Here is a 26137-nt window from a genome sequence, read left to right as displayed (position 1 = left end):
TACAATACCCCTTCTGATCTTAATAACGTTAATTTTATCATATTCTACAGTAAGAATGATGGTTTCATCAAAAATTGTCCGTTTTTTTTCGTTTTTTAATTCATATATCTGAATTTTTCTACGACCACCGGTTGCAATTGCTTCCCTTGCAGCGCTTCTAACACTGTATCTTCCAGCAGCTCCATGCGAGCTACCATTGAGTTCGGTTTTTTCTCTGGTGCATCTTGGCCGAATGGGACGAAGTAGATGTTTTTTGTTGCCATTAGGCGCATGAGATTTACTCCATTAAGCCCTAGAGCATCATTCGTCGAAACAGCCAATACGACAGGCTTGCCATTTCTTAACGTCGCTTTCGCTGCCATTAATACTGGAGAGTCTGTCATTGCATTTGCAAATTTACTCATAGAATTCCCTGTTAGTGGTGCAATTACCATACAATCTAGTGGAATTTTAGGTCCTAGTGGTTCTGCACCAACGATTGAATTAATTGCTTTAAAACCTGTTATTTCTTCAATCTTCTTAATCCACTCTGCTCCTTCTCCAAATCTAGTATTTGTTGATTGAACAGTGTAAGAAACAACAGGACGTACTTCTGCTCCCTCAGCAATTAATTTTTCTAAATGAGGCATTACTTCTTCGTACGTACAATGTGAACCTGTAAATCCGAAACCAATTCGTTTCCCCTTCAAACTCATTTCTTTTCCTCCTCCTTTGCAATTGCATCTGCTGCTAATAACTGAGAAAGAACATTTGCTAAAATTTGCCCAGCCGTTTTTGGGGCAACAATACCTGGTAATCCAGGTGCTAGCAATGCTTTGACTCCTCTTTTTTCCGCATATCTAAAGTCAGTACCGCCTGGTTTAGAAGCTAAATCAATCACTAACGTATGAGCTGGCATTTTTGCAATAACATTCGCTGTTACAACGAGATGCGGAATCGTATTAATTACAATATCGATATTTCCTACTTCTTTCTCTATGTCTTGCATATGAAAAGGAGAAAACATCATTTCTGTAATACGTGCAATATGTTCAGATCGTCTTGCTCCAACTTTGACATGGGCTCCTAATGATTGAAATGCTCTCGCAACACTCATTCCTGTTCTCCCAAATCCTAGAACCATTACATTGGACCCATGAATTGTATAGTCGGTATGTTGAATTACCATCATTAATGTACCTTCTACCGTTGGAATAGAATTGTATATTGCTACATCATCACGATCAAATAATTTAACAAGTTTTCGATTCGTAGTAGATACGAGATTTTCCAAGTAAGGTGTACCAATACCTGAATATATAGTAAAGTGTTCTGGTGTATTTTCAATTTGTTCTTTCGCTATTGAAACTTTTTCATTTGAAAAAATAGTATCTACTTCTCCTTTGGCATTTGTACCGGCAACCGGCAAAATAATTGCGTCTACAGAAGTGAAATCTAAATTTTGTATACTTTCTTTTGCTGCCCCTGTGAAACCATGATCTAACTGATCAAAACCTATCAAAGAAAGTTTCGCATCCAATTCAACTAGCTTACGAATTACTTCTAGCTGCCTTGCATCTCCTCCTATGACAGCAATATGCATCTCAGTCAACATTCCCTAATTCACCTTCTTTTTCTGTCATTTATAAGAAAAGTGCCTACTTTTTCTTTTTCCTCCACATCATATGTAATGTACGAGTTTATGGTGATTGAAAATCCAAATGCACATATGATTTATCAGGTTTCTATGTAGATACAAAAAAAGATGACCAAAATGGCCATCCTTCACTCCGAATTTGAACGATCTATACTATCACAAAGAAGCATATCGTGTCCGACTTTCTTTATTTGACTCCATGCCACTCTTACTTCTTGTGGTTCCTTTTTAAAACCTCCCCACTTCCCTACAGGTATTATAAGTGTTTGTATTTGTCCGTCTTTCTCATTAATCTCTAAATCCATATAACCTAAGGCTCCCATTTTTTCCGCTTTTTCTATATCTACAACCTCTTTACCGCTTAATTCACTTAATCGCATACTCACTCCACTCCCCTACTAAATTTTTCATTTGCATTGTCTATAATTAGTACCTATTCTATATGTATAAAAAAAATAACCTTCTCTCATTTAAAAAGAGAGAAGGTTATTTTCAGATACATCGTAAAAGTTGATTATAGTTTTATTCCTTTTGGAAGTTTTCCATCTGGACTAATTAATGCTGCAGAGAATTCATCTGTAAACATGTTACGAATTAACCCATCTACATTTTCTTTTGTTACAGTGTTTACACTTTCGATAATCTCATCAAGTGAACGATGCTTACGAAGTAGCAATTCATTTTTACCATTACGGCTCATACGACTATTCGTACTTTCTAAACTTAACATTAAGTTTCCTTTTAATTGCTCTTTACTATTAATAAGCTCTTTTTCTGTAATACCTGTATTTTTCAATGTTTCTAATGTTTCTTGCATTGTTTCATACAGTGTATCTAATTGTTGACTACCTGTTCCACCATACAGTGTTAACATACCTGTATCTTCATAAGAAGAATGGTAAGAAAATACTGAGTAAGCTAACCCACGTTGCTCACGTACTTCTTGGAATAAACGGCTACTCATACTACCGCCTAAAACGTTATTTAATACAATTAAGTTATAAATATCTTCGTGTCCCATTTGTAAGCCTTTATATCCTAAACATAAATGAGCTTGTTCTGTTTCCTTTTTACGTGCTACTTTGTTAAAATGGAAAATTGGACTATGTACTTGTTCACGGTTTGTTGTTCCTTCATAACTACCGAAATATTGCTCTACCGTTTGTAAGAAGGCTTCATCAATATTTCCTGCAACTGAAACAACTACATTTTCAGGTGTATAATGATCCTTAATATATTGGCGTAGCGTATCACCTGTAAACGTATCAAGTGTTTCTTCTGTTCCTAAAATAGGATATCCAAGCGGATGCGTTTCATATGTTGCTTTCGTTAACATATCATGCACAATATCGTCTGGAGCATCTTCGTACATTTTAATTTCTTCACATACGACATTCTTCTCTTTTTTCAATTCTTCTTCATCAAATGTTGAATTAAAGAACATGTCAGCTAATACATCTAAAGCATATTTAGCATGTTCATCTAGCACTTTTGCATAGTAACAAGTGTACTCTTTTGAAGTAAAAGCATTCACTTGCCCACCAATACTATCAAATGATTCTGCAATTTCGCGTGCACTACGTGTTTCTGTCCCTTTAAAGAACATATGCTCTAAAAAGTGAGAAATCCCGTTATTTTTTTCATTTTCATTTCTTGATCCCGCATGGATCCAAATACCAATCGCAACCGATCTTACAGTTGGTATATTCTCCATAACTATTCTTACACCATTTTTACAAGTATATTTTTTAATCAAAAACTTTCCTCCTACTGCCAGTTTCTCTAAATAAGTGCTATTATTTAATGATAACAAGTTTAAGGATGAATGTCATGCAAATGTATTTAATCCACACGTTTTTCATCCAGTAATTCTGTTATATTCCCTACTTTATATCCTTGTTCCTTCAATTTTTTAATCATTGTATCTAATGCTTCTGCCGTTGACGAAGTAGGATGCATTAATACGATAGCACCTGGGTGTATTTTTCTCATTACTCTCTGCAATAGTACATCTGGCTCAGGTCGCTTCCAATCGATTGTATCGACAGTCCACATAATCGTTCCCATTTGGAAATCATCAGCGATTTTCACGACTTCATCCCGAAAACTTCCACTCGGCGGGGCAAACCATCTCACCTTTTGATTCGTAGCAGCTTCAATCATTCGATTTGTTTTTTGTAACTGCTCTCGTATTTCATCAGACGATAGCGTTTTCATATTAGGGTGCGTATAAGAATGATTTCCGACTTCTTGATTTGCATCGACAATCATTTTTGCAAATCGTAAATTTTCTTTCACCCAACGTCCTTCTAAAAAGAAAGTCGCCTTCACATCATGCTTTTTCAATATTTCTAATATACGAGGCAAATACTCGTTTCCCCATGCCACATTTATTGTTAATCCCACCATCTTTTTATTCGGATGCCCCCTATAAATTGGAGCAGGTGATAAATCTTCTAAGTGGACACTCGGTGATACTTCCTTAAATTCAAGGTGTTTTTGATCAAATTCCTTTAGCTTCTTCATATTGTTATAGGATGCTTCCATATCAACTTGTCTTCCATTATATCCTGGTGTTGCTTTCCATATCTTATCAATCATCGCATTTTGAGGTGCAATCTCATATTGTTTTGCATGCTTTTGAATTTCTTCATATAAGTTATCCTGTGCAAAAACAGAATAAGAGCCTAAACTGACATATAAAGAAAATATACATATGTATGCCAATATACGAACTTTCATATAAACCCTCCCAAATTAACTATATAAAAAAACATTTTTCTTCTTATCTTTGTTAATTTGAGCGTTATAATGAAAACTATACCTATACTGACATAAAAATATATATAAATCATATTTTTACATAACAAAAAAAGCCAGTTAAACTGGCTTTCGCTTATTGCTGCTCTTGTTTGTTTTCTTCTTTAGCAGCTTCTTTTTCTTGCTCTTCTTTTAGCAATACTTTTCTAGATAGATTAACACGACCTTGCTTGTCAATCTCGATAACTTTAACCGTAATTACGTCACCGATTTTTACAACGTCTTCTACTTTACCTACACGCTCAAGTGCAAGTTCAGAAATGTGAACTAATCCATCTTTACCGCTGAATAATTCAACGAAAGCACCGAATTTCTCAACACGTTTCACTTTTCCTTCGTAGATTTCACCTACTTGTACTTCGCGAACGATATCTTCTATAATTTTCTTAGCTTTGTCGTTCATTTCTTGGTTTATTGAAGAAATGAATACTGTGCCATCTTGCTCGATGTCAATTTTAACGCCAGTTTCTTCAATAATTTTATTGATTTGTTTACCGCTCGGTCCGATAACGTCACGGATTTTATCTGGATTAATTGTCATTGTAATAATCTTTGGAGCGTACGCTGATAATTCAGTGCGTGGCTCTGGAATAACAGATAACATATGATTTAGAATGTGCACACGACCAACTTTCGCTTGTTGTAATGCCTCTTCTAAAATTTCACGAGATAGACCATCGATTTTAATGTCCATTTGTAGTGCAGTTACACCTTGTGCTGTACCTGCTACTTTAAAGTCCATATCACCTAAATGATCTTCCATACCTTGAATATCAGATAAAATTGTGTAATGCTCACCAGTTTTAACTAGACCCATTGCAATACCTGCAACTGGAGCTTTAAGTGGAACACCAGCATCCATCATTGCTAAAGTACTACCACAAATACTTGCTTGTGAAGTAGAACCATTTGATTCTAAAACTTCAGATACAAGACGTACTGTGTATGGGAAATCTTTTTCAGATGGAATTACAGGCTCAAGTGCGCGTTCTCCTAGTGCACCGTGACCGATTTCACGACGACCTGGTCCACGCATTGGTCTAGTTTCACCAACACTAAATGATGGGAAATTGTAATGGTGCATAAAGCGTTTTGATTCTTCTACACCAAGACCATCTAAAATTTGCACATCGCCTAATGCACCTAATGTACAAATACTTAATGCTTGTGTTTGTCCACGAGTGAACAAACCAGAACCGTGTGTACGAGATAAAATGCCAACCTCTGATGCTAATGGACGGATTTCGTCACCTTTACGGCCATCTGGGCGGATTTTTTCAACTGTAATAAGACGACGTACTTCTTCTTTTACAATTTTATATAAAATCTCATTTACTTGTCCTAATGTATCAGCGTCAGCTTCCTGCGCTTCGTAATGCTCAATAACACGCTTTTTCACTTCGTTAATTGCATCTTCACGTGCATGTTTCTCATGTACTTGAATTGCTGAATGCATATCTTCTTCAGCCATTTCACGTACAGCTTGGTTAAGATCAGCGTCAACTTCATAAAGTTTCACTTCTGATTTCTCTTTACCTACAGCTTGTACAATCTCTTCTTGGAATGCAATTAGACGTTTAATTTCGTCATGACCAAACATAATTGCTTCTAACATTGTTTCCTCAGGCACTTGATCTGCTCCTGCTTCAACCATGTTAATTGCATCTTTCGTACCAGCTACAACAAGGTGAATATCACTTTGTTCTTGCTGTTCTACTGTTGGGTTGATAACGAATTCGCCGTTAATACGACCAACTGTTGCACCCGCGATTGGACCTTCAAATGGAATATCTGAAATCGATAACGCTAATGAAGAACCAAGCATAGCTGCCATTTCAGAAGAACAATCTTGATCAACACTCATTACGATGCTGACAACTTGTACTTCGTTACGGAAACCATCTGCGAAAAGTGGACGGATTGGACGGTCGATTAAACGACTTGCCAAAATTGCTTTTTCACTTGGACGACCTTCACGTTTAATGAAACCGCCAGGAATTTTTCCGACTGCATATAAACGCTCTTCATAGTTTACTGTAAGTGGGAAGAAATCTACATTTTTTGCTTCTTTTGATGCAGTTGCTGTAGATAGAACCGCTGTATCGCCATATCTTACTAATACTGCTCCGTTCGCTTGTTTTGCAAGCTGACCAGTTTCAACTGTTAGCTGGCGACCAGCTAAATCTATCGAGAAGACTTGCTTTTCTTGACTCATTTAAGTACCCCTCTCAATTTAAAGTATTCAATTCTTCTATGTAAATGGATAGTATATCACAATATTCTACCTCTAGTATTGCCTAAAATTAAGTAAGCTATAAAGCGTAGAAGATATATTTTTACCTAACAAAAAAGCGGGAATATTCCCGCTTCTTTGACTATCGACGTAAGCCAAGCTTTGTGATTAATTCACGGTAACGTGTGATATCGCTATTACGAAGGTAAGTTAGTAAGTTACGACGTTTACCAACCATCTTTAATAGACCACGACGTGAATGATGATCTTTCTTGTGAGTACGTAAGTGCTCGTTTAGAGTGTTAATTTGCTCCGTTAGGACAGCAATTTGAACCTCTGGAGAACCAGTATCAGTCTCATGAGTTCTAAATTGTGCAATGATTTCATTTTTATGCTCTTGTGTTAAAGCCATCCTATTTCACCTCCTATTAATTAAACCCCCAATTACCTAGCAAGCGTCGGTGAGTCGCAATGCCAAGCAATGGTTGTCATAAAGTACATAACATAGAATACTACTTTTCATTTGAAAAAGCAAGTATATTCTTTTCGCTCACAAAATATTCTTGGGCTGTTTTCTTATCTTTTGCGATTTGTTCAACTAACTCATCGATACCGTTGAATTTCTTTTCTGCTCTTATACGCATATGCCACTCTACTGTAACATTTTGATCGTATATATCTTTGTTAAATTCAAATAAATGCACTTCAATTGATAATTGACGCTCATCTTCTTTAAAAGTCGGTTTATATCCAATATTACATACACCATCGTACCATTCACCGTGAACTTTTAATCTCACTGCATAAACACCTACAGGTGGCAATAAATACTCATCACTTAAACCTACATTAGCTGTTGGAAAACCAATTTGACGTCCACGTTTGTCGCCATGTATAACTGTTCCCGCTACAGTATAGGCTCTACCTAAAATAGATGGAATTTGCTCCATTTCGCCATTTCGAATTAACTTTCGTAATGCTGTAGAACTTACTTTCTCTTCTTGAAATTCAACTTTTTCAATCACAGTCTGTGTAAACTCCCCTCTTGCATGAAATGGTAAAGTCTCCATCTTTCCTTTTCCTAAACGTCCATATGAATAATCAAACCCTGCTACTACATGCTTTACATTTAAACCAATAATATAATCATCTACAAATTGTTGCGGTAATAACCCTGCAAATGATTCATCAAATTTAATTACATATAATATATCGATTCCTAAGCTTTCGACTATTTTTTCTTTATCGCGCATCGGTGTAATATACTCCACATGCGCATCCTTTTTTCCTAAAACAACAGATGGATGAGGATGAAATGTCATAACTGCACTTTTATATCCTCGGTCGTCCGCTATTTTTTTCGCAGTTCGAATTACACATTGATGTCCTAAATGAATGCCATCAAAAAATCCTAATGCCATTACAGTAGGTGGTAATTCTAATTTATTTTGTTCATGTGGATGAGTTAAATGAATAAGTTTCACGCTTGAATTCACCTTTTTCTGTAATAATCCTTCCAATAATTCATTATAGCTTTAGTTCTTGATTATTCACAAGTACTTTCATCGGCTTTAACATACCAGGATGTTTCGGATGATGTTCATAAATTGCTAAGCAACGATCATTTTTATCAAACACTGTAATAAATGGTGCTGTTATTTCTAATTCATTTTTTAAGAACATACCATTCTTTATTTTCTCTGCTTGCTTTTCATCTACAACCATTTTTGGAAACTTACTTAATGCTTCATCAATTGAAATGAAGATAGACTCTACTGTTCCATTTTGCACGTTTTCTTCAATTTCTTCAAATGATATGCAATCTTCTAATAAAAATTCACCAGATGCCGTTCTTATAAGGTGCGACATATGTGATGGGAAACCAAGTTTTTCCCCGATCATTACAGCTAACGTTCTTACATATGTTCCTTTACTACACGTTACACGGAAACGGAATGAAATATTTTCTCCTTCAAAAACTTCACGATCATCAAGTAATATGAATTCATGAATTGTAATTGTACGAACTGGACGTTCCACCTCTTGCCCTGCTCTGGCATATTCGTATAATTTTTTCCCGTTTACTTTTACAGCCGAGAACATTGGTGGCATTTGTTCAATCGTGCCTGTTAATTCCGCAAGGACTTTCTCTACTTCCTTACGAGTAATAGTACGATCTACATTTTTCGTTTCAACAACCTCACCAGAAGCATCTTCAGTTGTCGTTGAAAACCCTAATGTTACTTCACCTTCATATGTTTTCGTTTCACTTGTTAAAAATTGTGCAATTTTCGTTGCTCTTCCAACGCAAATTGGTAATACTCCTGTTACATCAGGGTCTAATGTTCCCGTATGACCAATTCTCTTTTCTCGCAATATCTTTCTTAATTTAAATACACAATCATGTGATGTCATGCCTTTTGGCTTATGTAATAATACTACACCTTCCATATATGTTCACCTCATCATAATTCTCTCGTAGTAAATATCCAAAACTTATTTTGCATTGAAAAAATGGATAGACAAATGTCTATCCATTATTCTTCACGTTTACCGTCTTTATTAATTTCATGTAAAAGTGTATCAATTCGATGACCATATCCGATAGACTCATCAAACTCAAAGGTAATTTCTGGTGTTTTACGAAGACGAATACGTTGGCCAATTTCTGAACGAATAAAGCCTTTTGCCTTCGCTAAACCTTTTAAAGTATTTTCTTTCTGTTCTTCATCACCTAAAACAGAAATATATACTTTAGCAATTTGTAAATCACCACTCACTTGTACATCAGTTACTGTAACAAATCCAATACGTGGGTCTTTAATTTTACGACTGATAATGTCGCCTAATTCTTTTTTCATTTGCTCGCCCACACGGTTCGCACGTAATTTCATAACTCTTCACCTCATTCAATACCATTCCAAATGTGTTATTGTACGTTCAATTTCAGGAAATGAATCAATGTACTCAAGTACACGATTCATTTCTTTCTCACAGATAACACGATTTGAGGATACGGAAACAACTGCAATTTCTGTACGTTGCCATACATCTTGGTGCCCAACTTCAGAAACAGCTACATTATAGCGCTGTTTTACACGAGTTAACACACGTTGTAAAATTGCACGTTTCTCTTTTAAAGAATGCACATCGTAAATCATACACTCGAATGAGAGTGAAGCGATAATCATCGCTTCACTTCTTCCATAATGTACGCTTCAATGATGTCCCCTTCTTTAAGATCATTATATCTCTCAATTGTAATACCACACTCATAGTTTTGTGCAACTTCTTTTACGTCGTCTTTGAAACGTTTTAACGTATCAAGTTGTCCTTCGAAAATTACTACGCCGTCACGGATAATACGTACGCCACTATCACGCGTAATTTTACCGTCTGTTACGTAACAACCTGCGATTGTTCCAACTTTTGTTACTTTAAACGTTTGACGAACTTCTGCTTGACCGATTACTTTTTCTTCGAATTCTGGATCAAGCATACCTTGCATAGCTGCTTCAATCTCTTCGATTACTTTATAAATAATACGGTGTAAACGAATATCAACGTTCTCTAATTCAGCTGTACGCTTCGCGTTCACATCTGGACGTACGTTAAATCCAATTACAATTGCATTAGATGCAGAAGCTAAAATGATATCAGATTCTGTAATCGCACCTACACCAGTGTGAATGATTTTAACTTTTACGCCTTCAACATCAATTTTACGAAGTGATGCTGCCATCGCTTCAACAGAACCTTGTACGTCTGCTTTTACGATTAAGTTAATTTCTTTTACATCGCCCTCTTGGATTTGTTGGAATAAATCTTCAAGGCTTAATTTAGATTTCTCACCACGTTGTGCAACTAACGCTTCTTGTGCACGTGATTCACCAATTTGACGAGCTTTCTTCTCATCAGCAAATGCCATGAAACGATCTCCAGCCTGTGGTACTTCGTTTAAACCAGTAATTTCAACAGGAGTTGATGGACCAGCAACTTTTACACGACGACCAATATCACTTACCATTGCACGAACACGTCCGAATGAAGTTCCAACAACGATTGGATCTCCAACTCGAAGCGTACCATTTTGAACAAGTAATGTCGCGATAGTTCCTTTACCTTTATCAAGCTGTGCTTCGATTACTGTACCAGTTGCATAGCGGTTTGGATTTGCTTTATATTCTTCTACTTCACTTACAAGAAGGATCATTTCTAGTAAGTTGTCAATGCCTTCGCCTTGAATTGCAGAAATTGGTACGAAAATAGTATCTCCGCCCCAAGCTTCTGGAACTAATTCATATTCAGTTAGTTCTTGCATTACGCGATCAGGGTTTGCAGCTGGTTTATCCATTTTATTCACAGCAACAATAATTGGTACTCCTGCTGCCTTCGCATGGTTAATTGCTTCAACCGTTTGTGGCATAACACCGTCATCCGCTGCAACAACAAGGATTGTAATATCCGTTACTTGTGCCCCACGAGCACGCATCGTTGTAAATGCTGCGTGACCAGGTGTATCTAAGAATGTAATCTTCTTATCGTTTACTTCAACTTGATATGCACCGATATGCTGAGTAATTCCACCCGCTTCGCCTGCAGTTACTTTTGAGTTACGAATAGAATCCAGTAATGTTGTTTTACCATGGTCAACGTGTCCCATGATTGTAACTACAGCTGGACGTTCTTTTAAGTTCTCTTCATCATCTTGCTCATCAATGAATGTTTCAAACTCAGTCTCGCTTACAATTACTTCTTCTTCTACTTCAATACCGTAGTCGTTAGCAATTAACTCAATTGTATCTTTATCCAAGTCTTGGTTAATTGTTGCCATAATTCCAAGCATGAAGAGCTTCTTAATAATTTCAGATGGCTCTTTGCTTAATTTTTTAGCAAGATCTCCTACTGTAAGGCTTCCAGAGAAAGTAATTTTATCTGGTGTTTCTACAATTTGAGTTTGTTGTCTACCAGCAAAGTTCTCTTGACGTTTGTCTTCGTTTCCTTTGCCTTTTTTCTTTTTCTTATTGCTGTTCTTTTTACTGCGAACAACTTTTTCTTCTACTTCAAACTCATCTGCAACAGAAGGTTTTTCAGTTTGATATTCATTATCTAATTTATTTACTACTTCATCGTCTAACATTGTCATATGATTCGAAACCTCGATATTCATTTCTTTTAGTTTTGTCATAAGATCTTTACTTGAGATATTATGTTTTTTTGCATATTCATGCACTCGAATTTTACTCATACCTTCACCCCCGGTAATTTGTATCGAGCATGCTACGCAGCTTTTTCGCAAAGCCTACATCTAACACAGCTACAACGACTCGCTCATCTCTCCCAATCGCATGCCCTAATTGTTGTCGATTTTCGACCTTTCTCATTGGTACGTTGTAGTACGTAGTTTTATCTGTGATGCGTTTTGTAGTATTTACTGACGCATCTTCAGATAGCAATACAAGTTTTGCTTTGCCACTTCGTACTTCTTTTAAAACGAGTTCTTCACCCGAAATAATTTTCCGAGCCCGGTTTGCTAGTCCTAAAAACGATTTCCAATCGGACACTTATTTCGACTCCTTCTCAACAAGCTCAAGAAGCTCTTCATATAAAGAACCGTCGATTTTCGCTTTTAGATGATGTTCCAAAACATTTTTCTTTTGAGCTTGAAGAATGCTCTCCTTGTCCTTCGACAAGTAAGCACCTCGTCCTGATTTTTTCCCAGTTAAATCAATGGACACTTCTCCCTCTTTGGAACGAACAATGCGAACGAGCTCTCGTTTTGATTTCATTTCTTGCGTTGCAACACATTTTCGTAACGGAACTTTTCGATTGCTCATACTCATCACCTCTATTCGATTTCGTCTTCCACTGAATCGAATCCAAATGCGATTACGCTATCTTCTTCTGTTACAATACCAAGTTGTTTCGCATCAGACTCACTCTTAATATCAATTTTCCAGCCTGTTAATTTAGCTGCAAGACGTGCATTTTGTCCACGCTTACCGATAGCTAATGATAACTGGTGGTCTGGAACAACTACTGTTGTCGCTTTTTCTTCTTCATCTACAAGTACTTTAACAACTTGTGATGGGCTTAATGCATTTGCAACATATTCAACTGGATCATTTGACCAGCGGACGATGTCAATTTTTTCACCTTTTAATTCGTCTACAATGCGTTGTACACGTTGCCCTTTTGGTCCTACACAAGAACCAACTGGATCAACATCAGTGTTCTCTGCATATACAGAGATCTTAGAGCGATCGCCAGCTTCACGTGCTACAGAACGAATTTCTACAGTTCCATCATAGATTTCAGGAACTTCCATTTCGAATAAACGTTTTAAAAGACCAGGATGTGTACGTGATACGTAAATTTGTGGTCCTTTTGTCGTTTTTTCTACTTTCGTAATGAATACGCGAATACGATCATGTGGTTTGTATTGCTCATTAGGCATTTGCTCACTTACAGGTAATAAAGCTTCTACTTTTCCTAAGCTTACATAGATGAAACGAGCATCTTGACGTTGTACAATACCTACCATAATATCTTCTTCACGGTCACTAAACTCAGAGTAAATAACACCGCGCTCTGCTTCACGCACTCGTTGTGTGACAACTTGTTTTGCAGTTTGTGCTGCAATACGACCAAAGTCTTTTGGTGTTACTTCAATTTCTAGTACGTCACCATCTTGGTAGTTTGGATTAATTTGTCTTGCTTCCTCTACAGAAATTTCAAGACGTGGATCAAACACATTGTCTACTACGTCTTTACGTGCTAAAACTTGAATTGTTCCCACTTCTGGGTTAAAGCTCACACGAACGTTTTGTGCTTGATTAAAATTGCGCTTATAAGCAGAGATTAAAGCTGCTTCAATCGCATCAATAATAATGTCTTTGCTAATGCCTTTTTCAGATTCTAATACGAGCAAAGCATCTAATAACTCAGTGCTCATGAAGATCCCCCTTCTAACTAAAACGTAACAGCAAGTCGCGCATTTGCGACTTTATCCATCGAAATTTGGATTTCTTTTTTACGTGTTTTAATTGTTAATAATAATGTTATTGTTGTACCATCGTAAGAAAGCAGTTTTCCTTCAAACATCTTTTCACCATCAATCGGCTCATATGTTTTAATTGCCACTTGTTTTCCTACCGCTTGCTGGAAGTCTTTTTCTTTCTTTAATGGGCGTTCCGCTCCAGGAGATGATACATCCAAAAAGTAAAGATGAGGAATTGGATCCTCTTTATCTAAAGCTTCGCTTAAACGTTCACTTACCGCACCGCATTCTTCAATGTCGACTCCCTTTTCAGAATCGATGAATACGCGTAAGAACCAGTCTTGTCCTTCTTTCACATACTCTACATCTACAAGTTCAAGATTTAACTCTTCAACGATCGGCTGCGCAAATGCTTCTACAACTTCTGTGACTTTCTTATCCATAAACAGCCTCCTTCCTGCCGTCATGTACCATTTAAAAGAAGAAGACCCCGCCACTTTAAAAACGGTCTATCTTATTCTTTCTCGTTAGCTAACAAAAGCCCCTGCTGTTCAGCAGGGATTATCTGTCTTAGTATTACCAAATTTAAGAAGTAAAACTTGTAACAAAATATGTATATACGACAGAAATCTTTTACCTATCTACGTAGAGAAAACATAGATAGTAACACGAAAGAGTGGGTTTCCCCACTCTTTTCTTTACACAATATACATGACATGGTTATCTCGGTTAATAGTATATCATAGGAAATGTTGATTTGCAAAGACTTTTCCTACCTACTAGAACAGTGATAACTGGTTTTGATCCGGTAAATCTCCTAAACAACCTTGACTATCTAAATACTCAATAATTGTTTTCGAAACCTTACTACGCTGCTGCAAGTCCTCTTTTGATAAGAAGTCTCCATTTTTACGTGCTTCCACAATACTTAAAGCTGCGTTTGTACCAAGACCAGGTACCGCATTAAATGGAGGAATTAATGTGTCTCCATCAATAATAAATTCTGTTGCATGTGAGCGGTATAAATCCACCTTTTGGAATGAGTATCCACGCTCACACATTTCAAGTGTCATTTCTAGTACTGTTAATAAACTCTTCTCTTTCGGCGCAGCATCGAGTCCCTTTTGAGCAATTTCATCAATTCTTGCACGTATAGATGCTGAACCTTTCGCCATTGCCTCTACATCAAAATCATCTGCACGAACTGTAAAATATGCGGCATAGAATAACAGTGCAAAATGTACTTTAAAGTATGCGATACGTACAGCCATAAGTACGTAAGCAGCCGCATGGGCTTTAGGGAACATGTATTTAATCTTCTTACATGAATCAATATACCAACCTGGTACATTATTATTTTTCATGTCTTCTTCCCATTCTTCCGGTACACCTTTACCTTTACGAACCGACTCCATGATTTTGAAGGCTAATGATGGATCTAGACCTTGATAGATTAAATATACCATGATGTCATCACGACAACCGATAACTTCGCTCAGCGTACATGTACCGTTATAAATTAACTCGTTTGCATTACCAAGCCATACGTCAGTACCATGTGATAGTCCAGAAATTTGGACTAACTCTGAGAATGTCGTCGGTTTTGTCTCTTCTAACATCTGTCTTACGAATTTTGTACCAAACTCTGGTATACCAAGTGTACCTGTTTTACAGTTAATTTGCTCTTCCGTTACCCCTAACGATTCTGGACCAGAGAAAATTTTCATTACTTCTGGATCATCCGTTGGGATTGTTTTCGGATCAATACCACTTAAATCTTGTAACATACGAATAACGGTCGGATCATCGTGTCCTAGTATATCAAGTTTTAATAAATTATCATGAATCGAGTGGAAATCAAAATGCGTTGTTCTCCATTCAGCACCAATTGAATCAGCTGGGTACTGTATTGGTGAGAAATCAAAGATATCCATGTAATCTGGCACAACGATAATACCGCCTGGATGCTGTCCTGTTGTACGTTTTACACCGGTACACCCTGCTACTAAGCGATCAATCTCTGCATTTCGAATCGTTAAGTTATGATCATTTGCATAACCTTTTACATATCCGTAAGCAGTTTTTTCCGCAACTGTACCAATCGTTCCTGCACGATATACATAGTCTTCACCGAACAGTACTTTCGTATAGTTATGGGCACGTGGTTGGTATTCCCCAGAGAAGTTCAAATCGATATCGGGCACCTTATCTCCTTTAAATCCAAGGAACGTTTCGAAAGGAATGTCATGTCCATCTTTTACATATGGAATATTACAAGCAGGACATTCTTTATCTGGTAAGTCAAAACCAGAACCTACAGAACCATCATTAAAGAATTCTGATTGCTTACACTTCGGACATACATAGTGTGGTGGTAATGGGTTTACTTCTGTAATTTCCATCATCGTTGCAACAAATGATGACCCTACCGATCCACGCGAACCTACTAGATATCCGTCTACTAACGATTTTTTCACAAGCTTATGTGAAATTAAATAAATTACAGCGAATCCATGCCCAATAATACTTTTTAATTCTTTTTCTAAACGTGCTTCTACAATTTCCGGTAGCTCTTCACCATAAATGCTACGCGCCATTTTATAACTCATATCACGCGTTTCATCATCAGCACCTTCAATTTTCGGTGTGTATAGATCGTCTTTTACTGGATGCACATCACCAATTAATGACGCAATCTTTTGTGTATTTGTTACAACAACTTCTTTCGCTTTGTCTTCACCTAAGAATGAAAAACATTCTAACATCTCATCAGTTGTACGGAAATGTACTGGCGGTAATGAATGTCGATTTAACGGATTGGCTCCGCCCTGCGAACTGACTAAAATTTTACGATACATCGCATCCTCAGGGTCTAAATAATGCACGTTTCCTGTAGCAACAACTGGTTTATCTAACGTCTCACCTAGTTTTACTAAGTTAGAAATAATTGTTTTTAATTGACCTTCGTCTCGAACAAGCTCACGTTCTACTAAATGACGCAACACCTCTGGAGGCATTACTTCAATGTAATCATAGAACTGGGCAATTTCTTCTACCTCTTCAGGTGCCTTTTGCATCATTGCCTCGAACACTTCACCTTTATCACAAGCCGTTCCTACTAAAATCCCTTCACGATATTTTTTTAATAGTGATCTCGGCACACGTGGTACACGGTAAAAGTAATTAAGGTGAGAATATGAAACAAGTTTATATAAATTTTTCAATCCAACATCTGATGTGGCAAGTAACGTCATATGACTTGGACGGCCACGCTTATACGTATCCCCTTGTCCCATGCTATCATTTAATTGATCGTGATATTCAAATCCCTTTTCAATTACGTCTTTCAACATTTTCACAAGTAAATATCCCGTCGCTTCTGTATCATAAATCGCACGGTGATGTTGTGTTAATTCAATATCAAGTTTTTTACACATCGTATTTAATCGATGATTTTTCATTTCTGGGAATAAAAATCGTGCAAGTTCTAACGTATCAATAACTGGATTATTCGTTTTTTCTAGTCCAGCCTTTTTAAAACCTACGTTAATAAAGCCCATATCAAAGCTCGCGTTATGGGCAACAAGTGTATGGTCGCCCATCCATTCCTCAAACTTTTTAAACACTTCGTCCACTTCAGGTGCATCAGTTAACATATCATCCGTAATACCTGTCAATTCAATAATCGTCGCTGATAATGGTTGATGTGGATTTGCGAAAGATTCAAAGCGATCAATAATTTCGCCACCCTTTACTTTTACGGCAGCCAACTCAATGACTGTATCGTATACAGCTGATAAACCTGTCGTCTCAACGTCGAAAACAACATACGTTTCCTCTGCAAGTAAACGATGCGCTTCGTTATACGCTATCGGTACACCATCATTAACTAGATTTGCTTCTACACCATATATAACTTTAACACCAGCCTTCTTCCCTGCAGAATACGCCTCTGGGAAGGACTGAGCCACGGCATGATCTGTAACCGCAATAGCCTCATGTCCCCATTTACCAGCTTGAGCAACAAGCTTAGAAACTGGAGTGACAGCGTCCATTTGACTCATCGGAGTATGGAGATGCAGCTCTACTCGTTTTTCGCCTTCTGGTGCTTTATCTTTACGAGACGGTCCTGTTATTTCATTAATATCATTTGCAATCATTACTAAATCTCGAACGAATGTATCGTTTTGAACAGAACCACGCGCTTTCACCCACATTCCTTTTTTCAAGGATTGCAGCATTGGAATATCTTCTTTGTCACGCGAGAACATTTTGATCATAATAGAATCCGTATAATCCGTTATTTTTAAAGTTAATAACGTACGCCCACTACGAAGCTCTTTTGTTTCTACATGGAAGACATATCCTTGAACCGTTTTTCTTCTTTCTTCATCTTGAATTTCTCGCATCGGTGTAATCTCTTCATCTGGCTTAATAAGATACCCGAGTGTAATCGGTCCTTCATACACAACGCTGCTTTCTTCAGCTTGCTTCTTCGCCATTTCTTCCATAGCTTGTATAACACGCTCACGGTCTTCTTGCTGCGTTTGTTCACGAAACTTTTGCATTTCTTCTGTATTTTGCTGTATATGTGTGTCTAACTGAAAACGCGGGAATCCAAAAACTTCGTATTGATCCCCTACTGGTTTCGCAACGTTTTTCTTTAAAGCCGTAGACTCCAGCTCGTTATTTACATTTATTAACAACTTCACTCCATTCACCTGTGGAAGCTGCTTCTTTAAGTATGCGAACATAGGTGAAAATGTAATTCGTTCCGTACAAAGCGGCCAATACGCCCTCACTTCTTCTTCTGTAAATTGTTTATTCTCTGTTTCTAATGCAAATGTTGTTCTTGCAATATGAGAAAATGATTGCTTAAGCTTTGTTTCTAGCAATTCATATAATTCTGTAGGCAAAATACGTGGCACTTGTAAATCAAAATGCCAACTTTTATTCGCTTTATCAATAACGAGCCTTTCAATACCACCGCCTTGTAAATATTGATTTATAAGGTCGTTTGGTATTTGCAACTGCTGGAGCAAAATTTGAAATCGCTCTTGTTGTTCATTTGTTAAAGACATAAGCACTCTCCTTCCATTTGCTATTATAAATTGAAACGTACCACAAAGAAAGATTTCTCACCTCTTCTTTTACAAAATACGTTTACAAAGAAAGAGAAGGTACCCCATTACGAGGTACCTCTTCTTATTTTAAAATATTTGCAATATATGTTTGAAGTTCTTCTACTTTTACTTCTTCAGACTCACCTGTAGCACGTACTTTCACTTCTACAATACCTTCGTCTGCTTTTTTACCAACTGTAACACGAACTGGAAGACCGAATAAATCTGCATCTGCAAATTTAACACCTGCACGTTCTGCACGATCGTCTAATAACACTTCATAGCCTTGTTCTTGTAATGAGTTGTAGATATTTTCACCCATTTCACGTTGTGCATCAGATTTCATATTTACTGGAATTACATGCACATGGAACGGTGCTACCGCTTTTGGCCAAACTAAGCCGTTCTCATCGTTAAATTGCTCTGCAATTGCTGCTACTGTACGAGATACACCGATACCGTAACAACCCATAATAAGTGGTTGTGTTTTTCCATTTTCATCTAGGAATGTTGCGTTCATTGCTTCACTATAACGAGTTCCTAATTTGAATACATGACCAACTTCAATTCCGCGTGCGAAAAGAATTGTTCCGTTTCCATCTGGAGATTGGTCTCCTTCTTGAATAAAGCGTAAATCTGTATATTGACTTACTTTAAAGTCACGTTCTGGATTTACATTTACATAATGGAACCCTTCTTCATTCGCTCCTGAACATCCGTTAACAATTGATGCTACAGCGTGATCAGCAATAATTTCGATATCACCTGTTACATTAATCGGTCCTAATGAACCAACTTCACAATTTAATAATGCTTTTACTTCTTCATGAGAAGCAAGCTCAACAACTGAAGCGCCATATACATTTTTCACTTTCACATCGTTTACTTCGTGATCACCACGAACAAGTACAACTACTAATTTCTCATCTACTTTAAACACCATAGACTTAATGCACTTGTCAGCTGCAATGTTTAAGAATGCAGATACTTCTTCAATTGCTTTTTGGTCTGGTGTTGCTACTTTTTCAAGTGCTTTTTCTGCTTCGTCACTCTTCGTATACGTAGCTACAACAGGAGCCATTTCGATGTTTGCTGCATAATCAGATGTGTCAGAGTATGCAATTGTATCTTCACCAACATCAGATAATACCATAAATTCATGTGTATCTTTTCCGCCCATTGCTCCAGAATCAGCAATAACTGCACGGAAATTCAAGCCACAGCGAGTAAAAATGTTAGAGTATGCTTTATATAAGCGATCGTATACTTCATCTAAGCTCTCTTGTGTAGCATGGAAAGAGTAGGCATCTTTCATTAGAAACTCTCTTCCACGTAATAAGCCGAAACGAGGTCTTTGCTCATCACGGAATTTTGTTTGAATTTGGTATAATGTTAACGGTAATTTTTTATATGATTTCACTTCATCACGCACAAGATCCGTAATTACTTCCTCATGTGTCGCTCCTAATGCGAATTCACGAGCGTTACGATCTTTCATACGCATTAATTCAGATCCGTAAGAATACCAACGACCTGATTCTTGCCATAATTCTGCAGCTTGCATAGCTGGCATTACTAATTCTACAGCTCCTGCGCGCTCCATTTCTTCTCGAACGATACGTTCTACTTTGTGTAATACTTTTAATCCAAATGGTAGAAAGCTATAAATACCAGAAGCATTTTGACGCATAAAACCTGCACGAAGTAATAGCTGATGACTCTTAATTTCAGCATCAGCTGGAACTTCACGTAATGTAGGACTGAATACCATACTTTGTTTCATTTATTTGCACCTCTTCATTTTACTCTTACACGCAGTAAAACCCCTCACCTCGAGTTAGGTGAGGGATTTTATTCTACGAGCTCTATTTCATTATAAGTTTCACTTTATTTTACAAGAAAAACTTACGAATGTCATTCCAAGTTACAACTAACATAAGTAACATTAATAATGCAAAACCAATAAAGTGAACCATTCCTTCTTTTTGGCGATCAATTGGTTTCCCTCGTAACGCTTCAATTAAGAAGAAGAATAAACGGCCACCATCTAAAGCAGGAACTGGTAATAAATTAAATAAACCAAGATTAATGCTTAGAACTGCAGCTAAACTTAGTACACGCGTAAACCCATAATCTACAACTTGATCTGTTAGATTATAAATTCCTACTGGACCTGACAACTCATTAATAGAAAATTGACCAGTTACTAATTTCACAAGAGACTCAAAAATTAGTTTCGTCCATTGGTACGTTTGTTCAAAACCTGATTTAATAGAACCCATCACTGTTTTCTCTACAGGAGAGTAGACACCAATTCTACCAACTTCTTCTTTACCTTCTTTATCGAGTGTTGGCGTTACTTTCACATTAAACTGTTCATTATCACGCTTTACTTGTAACGTAATTTCTTTATTTGGGTTTTCACGTACAATAGTAACAACATCTTTCCATGTACTTGTGTTTTTCCCATCAATAGCTTGAATTGTATCATTCTCTTTCAATCCAGCTTGCTGTGCTGCACTGTTATCCATCACTTTTCCGACCATTGGTTTGTCAACAGGAACCCCTTGTACAAATCCAAGAATCACAAAAATAACAAATGCTAAAATGAAGTTCATTGCAGGACCCGCAAAGATTGTTAAAGCGCGTTGCCCTAGTTTTTTCGAGCCAAATTGTCTATTATACGGGGCAATTTGAATTTCTTCCCCCGCAGTAATAATACGAGCCTTTTCATTCACTCGGAATGTTTGAAGCTCTTCCTCGTACTCTTCATAGCCCGAAATTGTTAAATTATGCTCCAAATCAGCTTGTTCGACTTCAATAACACGAACATTTGGATACTTTTCATATCCATCAAAAACTAATTTCACAACTTCGTCTTTTTCATTTAATACAAGGCCAACCTTTTTCCCAGGCTTTAACTCAACTGTGTCCGCATCCTCGCCAGCCATTCTTACATAGCCACCAAGGGGCAGTAATCGAATCGTATACACCGTTTCATTCTTTTCAAATGAGAATATTTTCGGACCAAAACCAATCGCAAACTCGCGGCATAAAATACCTGCTCTTTTTGCGAAATATAGATGCCCTAGCTCATGGAAAAATACGAGTGCACCGAAAATTAATATAAAGGCAATCGCTGTATTCAATTCCATAACCACCTTTGCTAAATTTGTTCCATCACAAACCGTCTTGTGGCCGCATCAATTTCCAAAATTTCCTCTAAGCTCGGTCGTGCAATGACATTGTGATGGTTCATTGCTTTTTCAATGAGGTCTTCCACTGTTAAGAAATCAATTCTCTTTTGTAAAAAGGCTTCAACAGCTACTTCATTCGCTGCGTTCATTACAGCTGGCATACTTCCACCTGCTTTTCCAGCTTCATACGCAAAACGTAAACAACGGAATCGTTCTTGGTCCATTTTCTCAAAATGCAACGTCCCTATTTCCCATAAGTTTAACTGTTTTGTGTCTGAAAGAGGCAATCTATCCGGATATGTAAGTGCGTATTGAATTGGTACTCGCATATCAGGTGAACCAAGCTGCGCCATTACACTACGATCTTCAAATTCAACCATAGAATGGATAATACTTTCTTTATGTAAAACAACATCGATTTGCTCATAAGGAATACCAAAAAGCCAATGTGCTTCAATTACTTCTAGTCCCTTATTCATCATTGTAGCAGAATCAATTGTAATTTTCGAACCCATTGACCAGTTTGGATGTCGAAGCGCATCTTCTACGGTCACATGATGCAATTCATCCCTCGTTTTATCGCGGAAACTTCCACCAGAAGCCGTTATAATAAGACGAGAAATTCTTTTTTCATTTTCACCATTCAAGCATTGAAAAATAGCCGAATGTTCACTATCAACTGGAAGTAACGAAACATTATGTTTTCGTGCTGCTTCCATTACAAGATGTCCTGCAGTTACTAACGTTTCTTTATTTGCAATTCCAATTGTTTTTTTCGCCTCAATTGCACGAAGTGTTGGTAACAACCCTACGCTACCTACAACAGCATTTACTACAATCTCCGCATCTGGATGTAGTGCTACTTCTAAAAGTCCTTCACTACCATATACAATTTTTGTATTACCAGAAACAGATTGTAATTTTAAAACATCTTCTTCTCTTTGCACAGAGACGATTTGCGGAGAAAATTCTTGAATTACCTTTACTGCGTAGTCAATATTTTTCCCTACAGAAAAAGCAACGAGACGGAATTGGTCTGGGTGCGAGCGTAATACATCTAAAGTTTGTGTACCAATTGATCCGCTTGCACCTAATAAACTAATGTTTTTCATGACTCCAACCCCTCGTTCATTTATTAATTATATTGTAATAAGAAGTAGAGAATTGGTAAAACGAATAACCAACTATCTGTTCGGTCTAATATACCACCATGCCCAGGTAAAATTGTACCTGAATCCTTTACGCCATAATGACGTTTAAAAGCAGATTGTACTAAATCACCAATTTGTCCAAAAATAGAAATAATAATTGTCAGCACAATTAAAATTACTACATTCGATTCGACTGGGAAGAACACGTTGTAAACAAGTGCCACAATAATTCCACAAACGATGCCCCCTAATGAACCTTCAATCGTTTTATTTGGACTGATTTCTGGCCACAATTTTCTCTTGCCCAATGCTTTTCCTACGAAATATGCGCCTGAATCAGTAGCCCATATAACAAATAATGCGCAAAATACATATTTAATTCCTAATATTCTCGTTTCATTTAAATATAAGAATCCCATTGCCACATATGTCGTTGCCATCAGTAAAAATGAAGCATTATCAAAAGTAAATGTATTCTTAGAAAGGACTGTATATGATAAAAGTAATAAAACAATCACAAATGTGATTTCCAATTTACCTAATCCAATCCATGTAAACAGTTCTGATGCACTACTTGGAATTAAAAGAATCCACAATAATACTGCAGCTAAAACTGTCGGTACTGAAATAAGCGTAAGCTTATTCATACGAATTAATTCATATAAACCTATAGAAGCAAGTGCATACACTAAAACCGTAAAAGGCACGCCACCGTATATTACGATGGGAATGAATAGCGCGGCAGCAACCACTCCAGTAATAATTCTCTGTTTCACTACCAAACCCTCTCTTTCTACACGCCTCCGAATCTGCGCCCTCTATGTTGAAAGTCAGTAATCGCATTTAGCAAATGTTCTTCTTTGAAGTCTGGCCAATATACGTCTGTAAACCAAAACTCCGAATATGCAATTTGCCATAACATGAAATTACTAATACGTAGCTCTCCGCTTGTTCGGATTAACAACTCTGGATCAGGTAAAGAACTCGTCATTAAGTAGGAGGAAAGCATTTCTTCACTTACCTCTTCAGAACGAATTTTTCCTTCCTCATTATCTTTCATCATATGTTGCACAGCAGAAACGATTTCATCTCGACTTCCATAGTTTAACGCGAAATTAAGAATTAATCCCGTATTCTCTTTCGTATCTTCCATGGCTTTCTCCATCGCTCTGCGTGTATGCGTAGGAAGACGATCTTTTTGCCCTATTACTCGGACTTGTACGTTTTCTTCAATCAATTCTGGTAAAAATGTACCTAGAAATTCTTCTGGAAGCTTCATTAAATAATCAACTTCCTTTTTCGGTCTTTTCCAGTTCTCAGTTGAAAAAGCATAAAGAGTTAACACTTTCACATTAAGTTTACTTGCAAATTTTGTAATTTTCTTTACAACTTGCATACCTTCATGATGTCCCGCAATACGAGGCATTGCTCTCCTCTTTGCCCATCTTCCATTCCCATCCATAATGATGGCAATATGTTCTGGGATATATCCTTTTTTCACTTCTTCAACGAGATGATCAAACGATGTGTCCTTTTTACCTTTAAAAAAAGGAAAGTTTTTAAACATCATTCATACCCTCCAGCAAGCAGACGTATGCCTAAAAGTGTAAAAAGACCCCCTTAAGAAGAGGGTCATAATTGCGAAGTTATCGCTATTACACTTCCATGATTTCTTTTTCTTTGTTTTTTGCGATTTCGTCAACTTTTGCAATATATTTATCTGTTTCTTTTTGGATATCTTCAGTATATCCTCTTAAATCATCTTCTGTAATCTCGCCAGCTTTTTCAAGCTTCTTAAGATCATCATTTCCGTCACGACGTACGTTACGAACAGCAACTTTAGCTTCTTCAGCATATTTTTTCACAACTTTTACAAGATCACGACGACGTTCTTCTGTTAATGCAGGGAATGCAATACGAATTACAGTTCCATCATTAGAAGGATTTAAGCCTAAATCTGCTTTTAAAATTGCTTTTTCAATATCACCGATAGAAGTTTTATCATAAGGTTGAATTACTAGTAAACGCGCTTCTGGAACTGTAATGTTCGCTAATTGCACAACTGGTGTTGGTGCACCATAGTAATCAACTTGTACCTTATCTAATACAGACGCGTTTGCACGGCCAGCACGAACTGTTGCTAATTCACGAGAATAAGCAGCAACTGCTTTTTCCATTTTTTCATTTGAAGACTTCAATACTTGTTGTCCCATATTTATTTCCCCCTTACCACTGTTCCGATATTTTCGCCTAAAACGGCACGTTTAATATTACCTTTTTCCATAACTGAGAATACAATTAATGGAATATCATTATCCATACATAGAGAAGAAGCTGTAGAATCCATTACACCTAAACCTTCTTTTAATACGTCTAAGTAAGTAAGCGTTTCATATTTCGTAGCTGTTGGATCAATAGATGGATCCGCATTATATACACCATCTACATTGTTTTTCGCCATTAAAATTACATCTGCTTCAATTTCTGCCGCACGTAATGCTGCTGTTGTATCTGTAGAGAAGTATGGGTTACCTGTACCTGCTGCAAAGATAACAACACGTTTTTTCTCTAAGTGACGAACTGCTTTACGACGAATGTAAGGTTCTGCAACTTGACGCATCTCAATTGAAGTTTGTACACGAGTTTGAATTCCGATATTCTCCAAGCTATCTTGAAGAGCTAATGAATTCATAACTGTCGCTAACATGCCCATGTAATCTGCCCCTGCACGATCCATGCCCATTTCACTTCCAATTTTCCCACGCCAAATGTTACCGCCACCAACAACAACAGCAACCTCTACATCAAGTTCTGCAATTTCTTTTACTTGTTCCGCAACTGACTTAATAACAGTTGGGTTAATTCCAAATCCTTGCTCTCCAGCTAAAGCTTCTCCACTTAGCTTTAAAACGACACGATTATATTTCGGTTTACTCATAATGAACCTCCAATTGCTTACATCTTTATTTTAAAAAAG

24 protein-coding genes are annotated in these 26137 nt (G+C 37.1%); all 24 read right to left on the bottom strand.

Annotated features, from left to right (window positions below; translation table 11 throughout):
- Nucleotides 1-95: 95 nt before the first annotated feature.
- Nucleotides 96-695 carry a dipicolinate synthase subunit B gene (gene dpaB, locus ACS2CR_RS04125; protein WP_000053596.1) on the bottom strand — a complete coding sequence of 200 codons (600 nt, stop codon included), beginning with the start codon at nt 693-695 and terminating at the stop codon, nt 96-98.
- Complete coding sequence (gene dpaA, locus ACS2CR_RS04120; protein ID WP_053512443.1) at nt 692-1594, bottom strand: dipicolinic acid synthetase subunit A; 903 nt, start codon at nt 1592-1594, stop codon at nt 692-694. The genes dpaB and dpaA overlap by 4 nt, the downstream gene beginning before the upstream one ends.
- 170 nt (nt 1595-1764) lie before the next feature.
- Nucleotides 1765-2016, bottom strand: coding sequence for a YlmC/YmxH family sporulation protein (locus tag ACS2CR_RS04115; RefSeq protein ID WP_001239756.1), 252 nt, complete (start codon nt 2014-2016; stop codon nt 1765-1767).
- Nucleotides 2017-2150: 134 nt separating this feature from the next.
- Nucleotides 2151-3392, bottom strand: a complete 1242-nt coding sequence (locus ACS2CR_RS04110) for a M16 family metallopeptidase (protein WP_000592989.1) — start codon at nt 3390-3392, stop codon at nt 2151-2153.
- Between the two features lie 86 nt (nt 3393-3478).
- Nucleotides 3479-4378 (bottom strand): polysaccharide deacetylase family protein, encoded by a 900-nt coding sequence (locus ACS2CR_RS04105; protein ID WP_000868232.1) that lies wholly within the window; start codon nt 4376-4378, stop codon nt 3479-3481.
- Nucleotides 4379-4532: 154 nt separating this feature from the next.
- A complete protein-coding gene (gene pnp, locus ACS2CR_RS04100; RefSeq protein ID WP_000076737.1) occupies nt 4533-6671 on the bottom strand; it encodes a polyribonucleotide nucleotidyltransferase in 2139 nt (712 codons plus the stop codon).
- Between the two features lie 160 nt (nt 6672-6831).
- Complete coding sequence (rpsO, locus tag ACS2CR_RS04095; RefSeq protein ID WP_153602387.1) at nt 6832-7101, bottom strand: 30S ribosomal protein S15; 270 nt, start codon at nt 7099-7101, stop codon at nt 6832-6834.
- A 100-nt stretch (nt 7102-7201) separates the two neighbouring features.
- Nucleotides 7202-8173 carry a bifunctional riboflavin kinase/FAD synthetase gene (gene ribF / locus ACS2CR_RS04090; RefSeq protein WP_000766704.1) on the bottom strand — a complete coding sequence of 324 codons (972 nt, stop codon included), beginning with the start codon at nt 8171-8173 and terminating at the stop codon, nt 7202-7204.
- A gap of 43 nt (nt 8174-8216) precedes the next feature.
- The gene (truB, locus tag ACS2CR_RS04085; protein WP_000399348.1) at nt 8217-9140 is read right to left on the bottom strand and encodes a tRNA pseudouridine(55) synthase TruB; all 924 of its coding nucleotides are present in this window, start codon (nt 9138-9140) and stop codon (nt 8217-8219) included.
- 86 nt (nt 9141-9226) lie between these two features.
- Nucleotides 9227-9583 carry a 30S ribosome-binding factor RbfA gene (rbfA, locus tag ACS2CR_RS04080; protein WP_000776437.1) on the bottom strand — a complete coding sequence of 119 codons (357 nt, stop codon included), beginning with the start codon at nt 9581-9583 and terminating at the stop codon, nt 9227-9229.
- 15 nt (nt 9584-9598) lie between these two features.
- Nucleotides 9599-9880 (bottom strand): DUF503 domain-containing protein, encoded by a 282-nt coding sequence (locus tag ACS2CR_RS04075; RefSeq protein ID WP_000582367.1) that lies wholly within the window; start codon nt 9878-9880, stop codon nt 9599-9601.
- Nucleotides 9877-11937: a translation initiation factor IF-2 gene (gene infB, locus ACS2CR_RS04070; protein WP_000036343.1), complete on the bottom strand. Its 2061-nt coding sequence runs from the start codon at nt 11935-11937 to the stop codon at nt 9877-9879. The genes ACS2CR_RS04075 and infB overlap by 4 nt, the downstream gene beginning before the upstream one ends.
- Before the next feature lie 4 nt (nt 11938-11941).
- Nucleotides 11942-12253, bottom strand: coding sequence for a YlxQ family RNA-binding protein (locus ACS2CR_RS04065; RefSeq protein WP_001286524.1), 312 nt, complete (start codon nt 12251-12253; stop codon nt 11942-11944).
- Complete coding sequence (gene rnpM / locus ACS2CR_RS04060; RefSeq protein ID WP_000071127.1) at nt 12254-12526, bottom strand: RNase P modulator RnpM; 273 nt, start codon at nt 12524-12526, stop codon at nt 12254-12256.
- A gap of 11 nt (nt 12527-12537) precedes the next feature.
- Nucleotides 12538-13644, bottom strand: coding sequence for a transcription termination factor NusA (gene nusA / locus ACS2CR_RS04055; protein ID WP_000102604.1), 1107 nt, complete (start codon nt 13642-13644; stop codon nt 12538-12540).
- Between the two features lie 17 nt (nt 13645-13661).
- On the bottom strand, nt 13662-14132 hold the full coding sequence (gene rimP, locus ACS2CR_RS04050) for a ribosome maturation factor RimP (protein ID WP_000359096.1): 471 nt from the start codon (nt 14130-14132) through the stop codon (nt 13662-13664).
- 336 nt (nt 14133-14468) lie between these two features.
- Complete coding sequence (locus ACS2CR_RS04045) at nt 14469-18770, bottom strand: PolC-type DNA polymerase III (RefSeq protein WP_053512442.1); 4302 nt, start codon at nt 18768-18770, stop codon at nt 14469-14471.
- 124 nt (nt 18771-18894) lie between these two features.
- Nucleotides 18895-20595 carry a proline--tRNA ligase gene (locus ACS2CR_RS04040; RefSeq protein WP_153602388.1) on the bottom strand — a complete coding sequence of 567 codons (1701 nt, stop codon included), beginning with the start codon at nt 20593-20595 and terminating at the stop codon, nt 18895-18897.
- Between the two features lie 109 nt (nt 20596-20704).
- Nucleotides 20705-21961 carry an RIP metalloprotease RseP gene (gene rseP, locus ACS2CR_RS04035; RefSeq protein ID WP_001090245.1) on the bottom strand — a complete coding sequence of 419 codons (1257 nt, stop codon included), beginning with the start codon at nt 21959-21961 and terminating at the stop codon, nt 20705-20707.
- 17 nt (nt 21962-21978) lie between these two features.
- Entirely contained in the window at nt 21979-23121 is a 1143-nt protein-coding gene (dxr, locus tag ACS2CR_RS04030) for a 1-deoxy-D-xylulose-5-phosphate reductoisomerase (RefSeq protein WP_000790372.1), read from the bottom strand.
- Nucleotides 23122-23144: 23 nt separating this feature from the next.
- Entirely contained in the window at nt 23145-23936 is a 792-nt protein-coding gene (gene cdsA, locus ACS2CR_RS04025; protein WP_000813592.1) for a phosphatidate cytidylyltransferase, read from the bottom strand.
- Between the two features lie 17 nt (nt 23937-23953).
- On the bottom strand, nt 23954-24730 hold the full coding sequence (uppS, locus tag ACS2CR_RS04020; protein ID WP_000971296.1) for an isoprenyl transferase: 777 nt from the start codon (nt 24728-24730) through the stop codon (nt 23954-23956).
- An 85-nt stretch (nt 24731-24815) separates the two neighbouring features.
- Nucleotides 24816-25373: a ribosome recycling factor gene (frr, locus tag ACS2CR_RS04015; RefSeq protein ID WP_000531501.1), complete on the bottom strand. Its 558-nt coding sequence runs from the start codon at nt 25371-25373 to the stop codon at nt 24816-24818.
- A 2-nt stretch (nt 25374-25375) separates the two neighbouring features.
- Nucleotides 25376-26098, bottom strand: coding sequence for a UMP kinase (gene pyrH, locus ACS2CR_RS04010; RefSeq protein ID WP_000042668.1), 723 nt, complete (start codon nt 26096-26098; stop codon nt 25376-25378).
- Between the last annotated feature and the right edge of the window lie 39 nt (nt 26099-26137).

Source organism: Bacillus cereus group sp. BceL291 (assembly GCF_051776705.1).
GTDB lineage: Bacteria > Bacillota > Bacilli > Bacillales > Bacillaceae_G > Bacillus_A > Bacillus_A cereus.
The sequence above is the reverse complement of the archived record's forward strand: the minus strand, read 5'-3'. Positions and strand labels throughout refer to the sequence as shown.

Bases quoted from the DNA above. Each gene is read 5' to 3' on its own strand.
- dpaB (WP_000053596.1), bottom strand. From the start codon at position 695: ATGAGTTTGAAGGGGAAACGAATTGGTTTCGGATTTACAGGTTCACAT.
- dpaA (WP_053512443.1), bottom strand. From the start codon at position 1,594: ATGTTGACTGAGATGCATATTGCTGTCATAGGAGGAGATGCAAGGCAG.
- ACS2CR_RS04115 (WP_001239756.1), bottom strand. From the start codon at position 2,016: ATGCGATTAAGTGAATTAAGCGGTAAAGAGGTTGTAGATATAGAAAAA.
- ACS2CR_RS04105 (WP_000868232.1), bottom strand. From the start codon at position 4,378: ATGAAAGTTCGTATATTGGCATACATATGTATATTTTCTTTATATGTC.
- pnp (WP_000076737.1), bottom strand. From the start codon at position 6,671: ATGAGTCAAGAAAAGCAAGTCTTCTCGATAGATTTAGCTGGTCGCCAG.
- rpsO (WP_153602387.1), bottom strand. From the start codon at position 7,101: ATGGCTTTAACACAAGAGCATAAAAATGAAATCATTGCACAATTTAGA.
- truB (WP_000399348.1), bottom strand. From the start codon at position 9,140: ATGGAAGGTGTAGTATTATTACATAAGCCAAAAGGCATGACATCACAT.
- rbfA (WP_000776437.1), bottom strand. From the start codon at position 9,583: ATGAAATTACGTGCGAACCGTGTGGGCGAGCAAATGAAAAAAGAATTA.
- ACS2CR_RS04075 (WP_000582367.1), bottom strand. From the start codon at position 9,880: ATGATTATCGCTTCACTCTCATTCGAGTGTATGATTTACGATGTGCAT.
- infB (WP_000036343.1), bottom strand. From the start codon at position 11,937: ATGAGTAAAATTCGAGTGCATGAATATGCAAAAAAACATAATATCTCA.
- rnpM (WP_000071127.1), bottom strand. From the start codon at position 12,526: ATGAGCAATCGAAAAGTTCCGTTACGAAAATGTGTTGCAACGCAAGAA.
- nusA (WP_000102604.1), bottom strand. From the start codon at position 13,644: ATGAGCACTGAGTTATTAGATGCTTTGCTCGTATTAGAATCTGAAAAA.
- rimP (WP_000359096.1), bottom strand. From the start codon at position 14,132: ATGGATAAGAAAGTCACAGAAGTTGTAGAAGCATTTGCGCAGCCGATC.
- ACS2CR_RS04045 (WP_053512442.1), bottom strand. From the start codon at position 18,770: ATGTCTTTAACAAATGAACAACAAGAGCGATTTCAAATTTTGCTCCAG.
- ACS2CR_RS04040 (WP_153602388.1), bottom strand. From the start codon at position 20,595: ATGAAACAAAGTATGGTATTCAGTCCTACATTACGTGAAGTTCCAGCT.
- dxr (WP_000790372.1), bottom strand. From the start codon at position 23,121: ATGAAAAACATTAGTTTATTAGGTGCAAGCGGATCAATTGGTACACAA.
- uppS (WP_000971296.1), bottom strand. From the start codon at position 24,730: ATGATGTTTAAAAACTTTCCTTTTTTTAAAGGTAAAAAGGACACATCG.
- frr (WP_000531501.1), bottom strand. From the start codon at position 25,373: ATGGGACAACAAGTATTGAAGTCTTCAAATGAAAAAATGGAAAAAGCA.
- pyrH (WP_000042668.1), bottom strand. From the start codon at position 26,098: ATGAGTAAACCGAAATATAATCGTGTCGTTTTAAAGCTAAGTGGAGAA.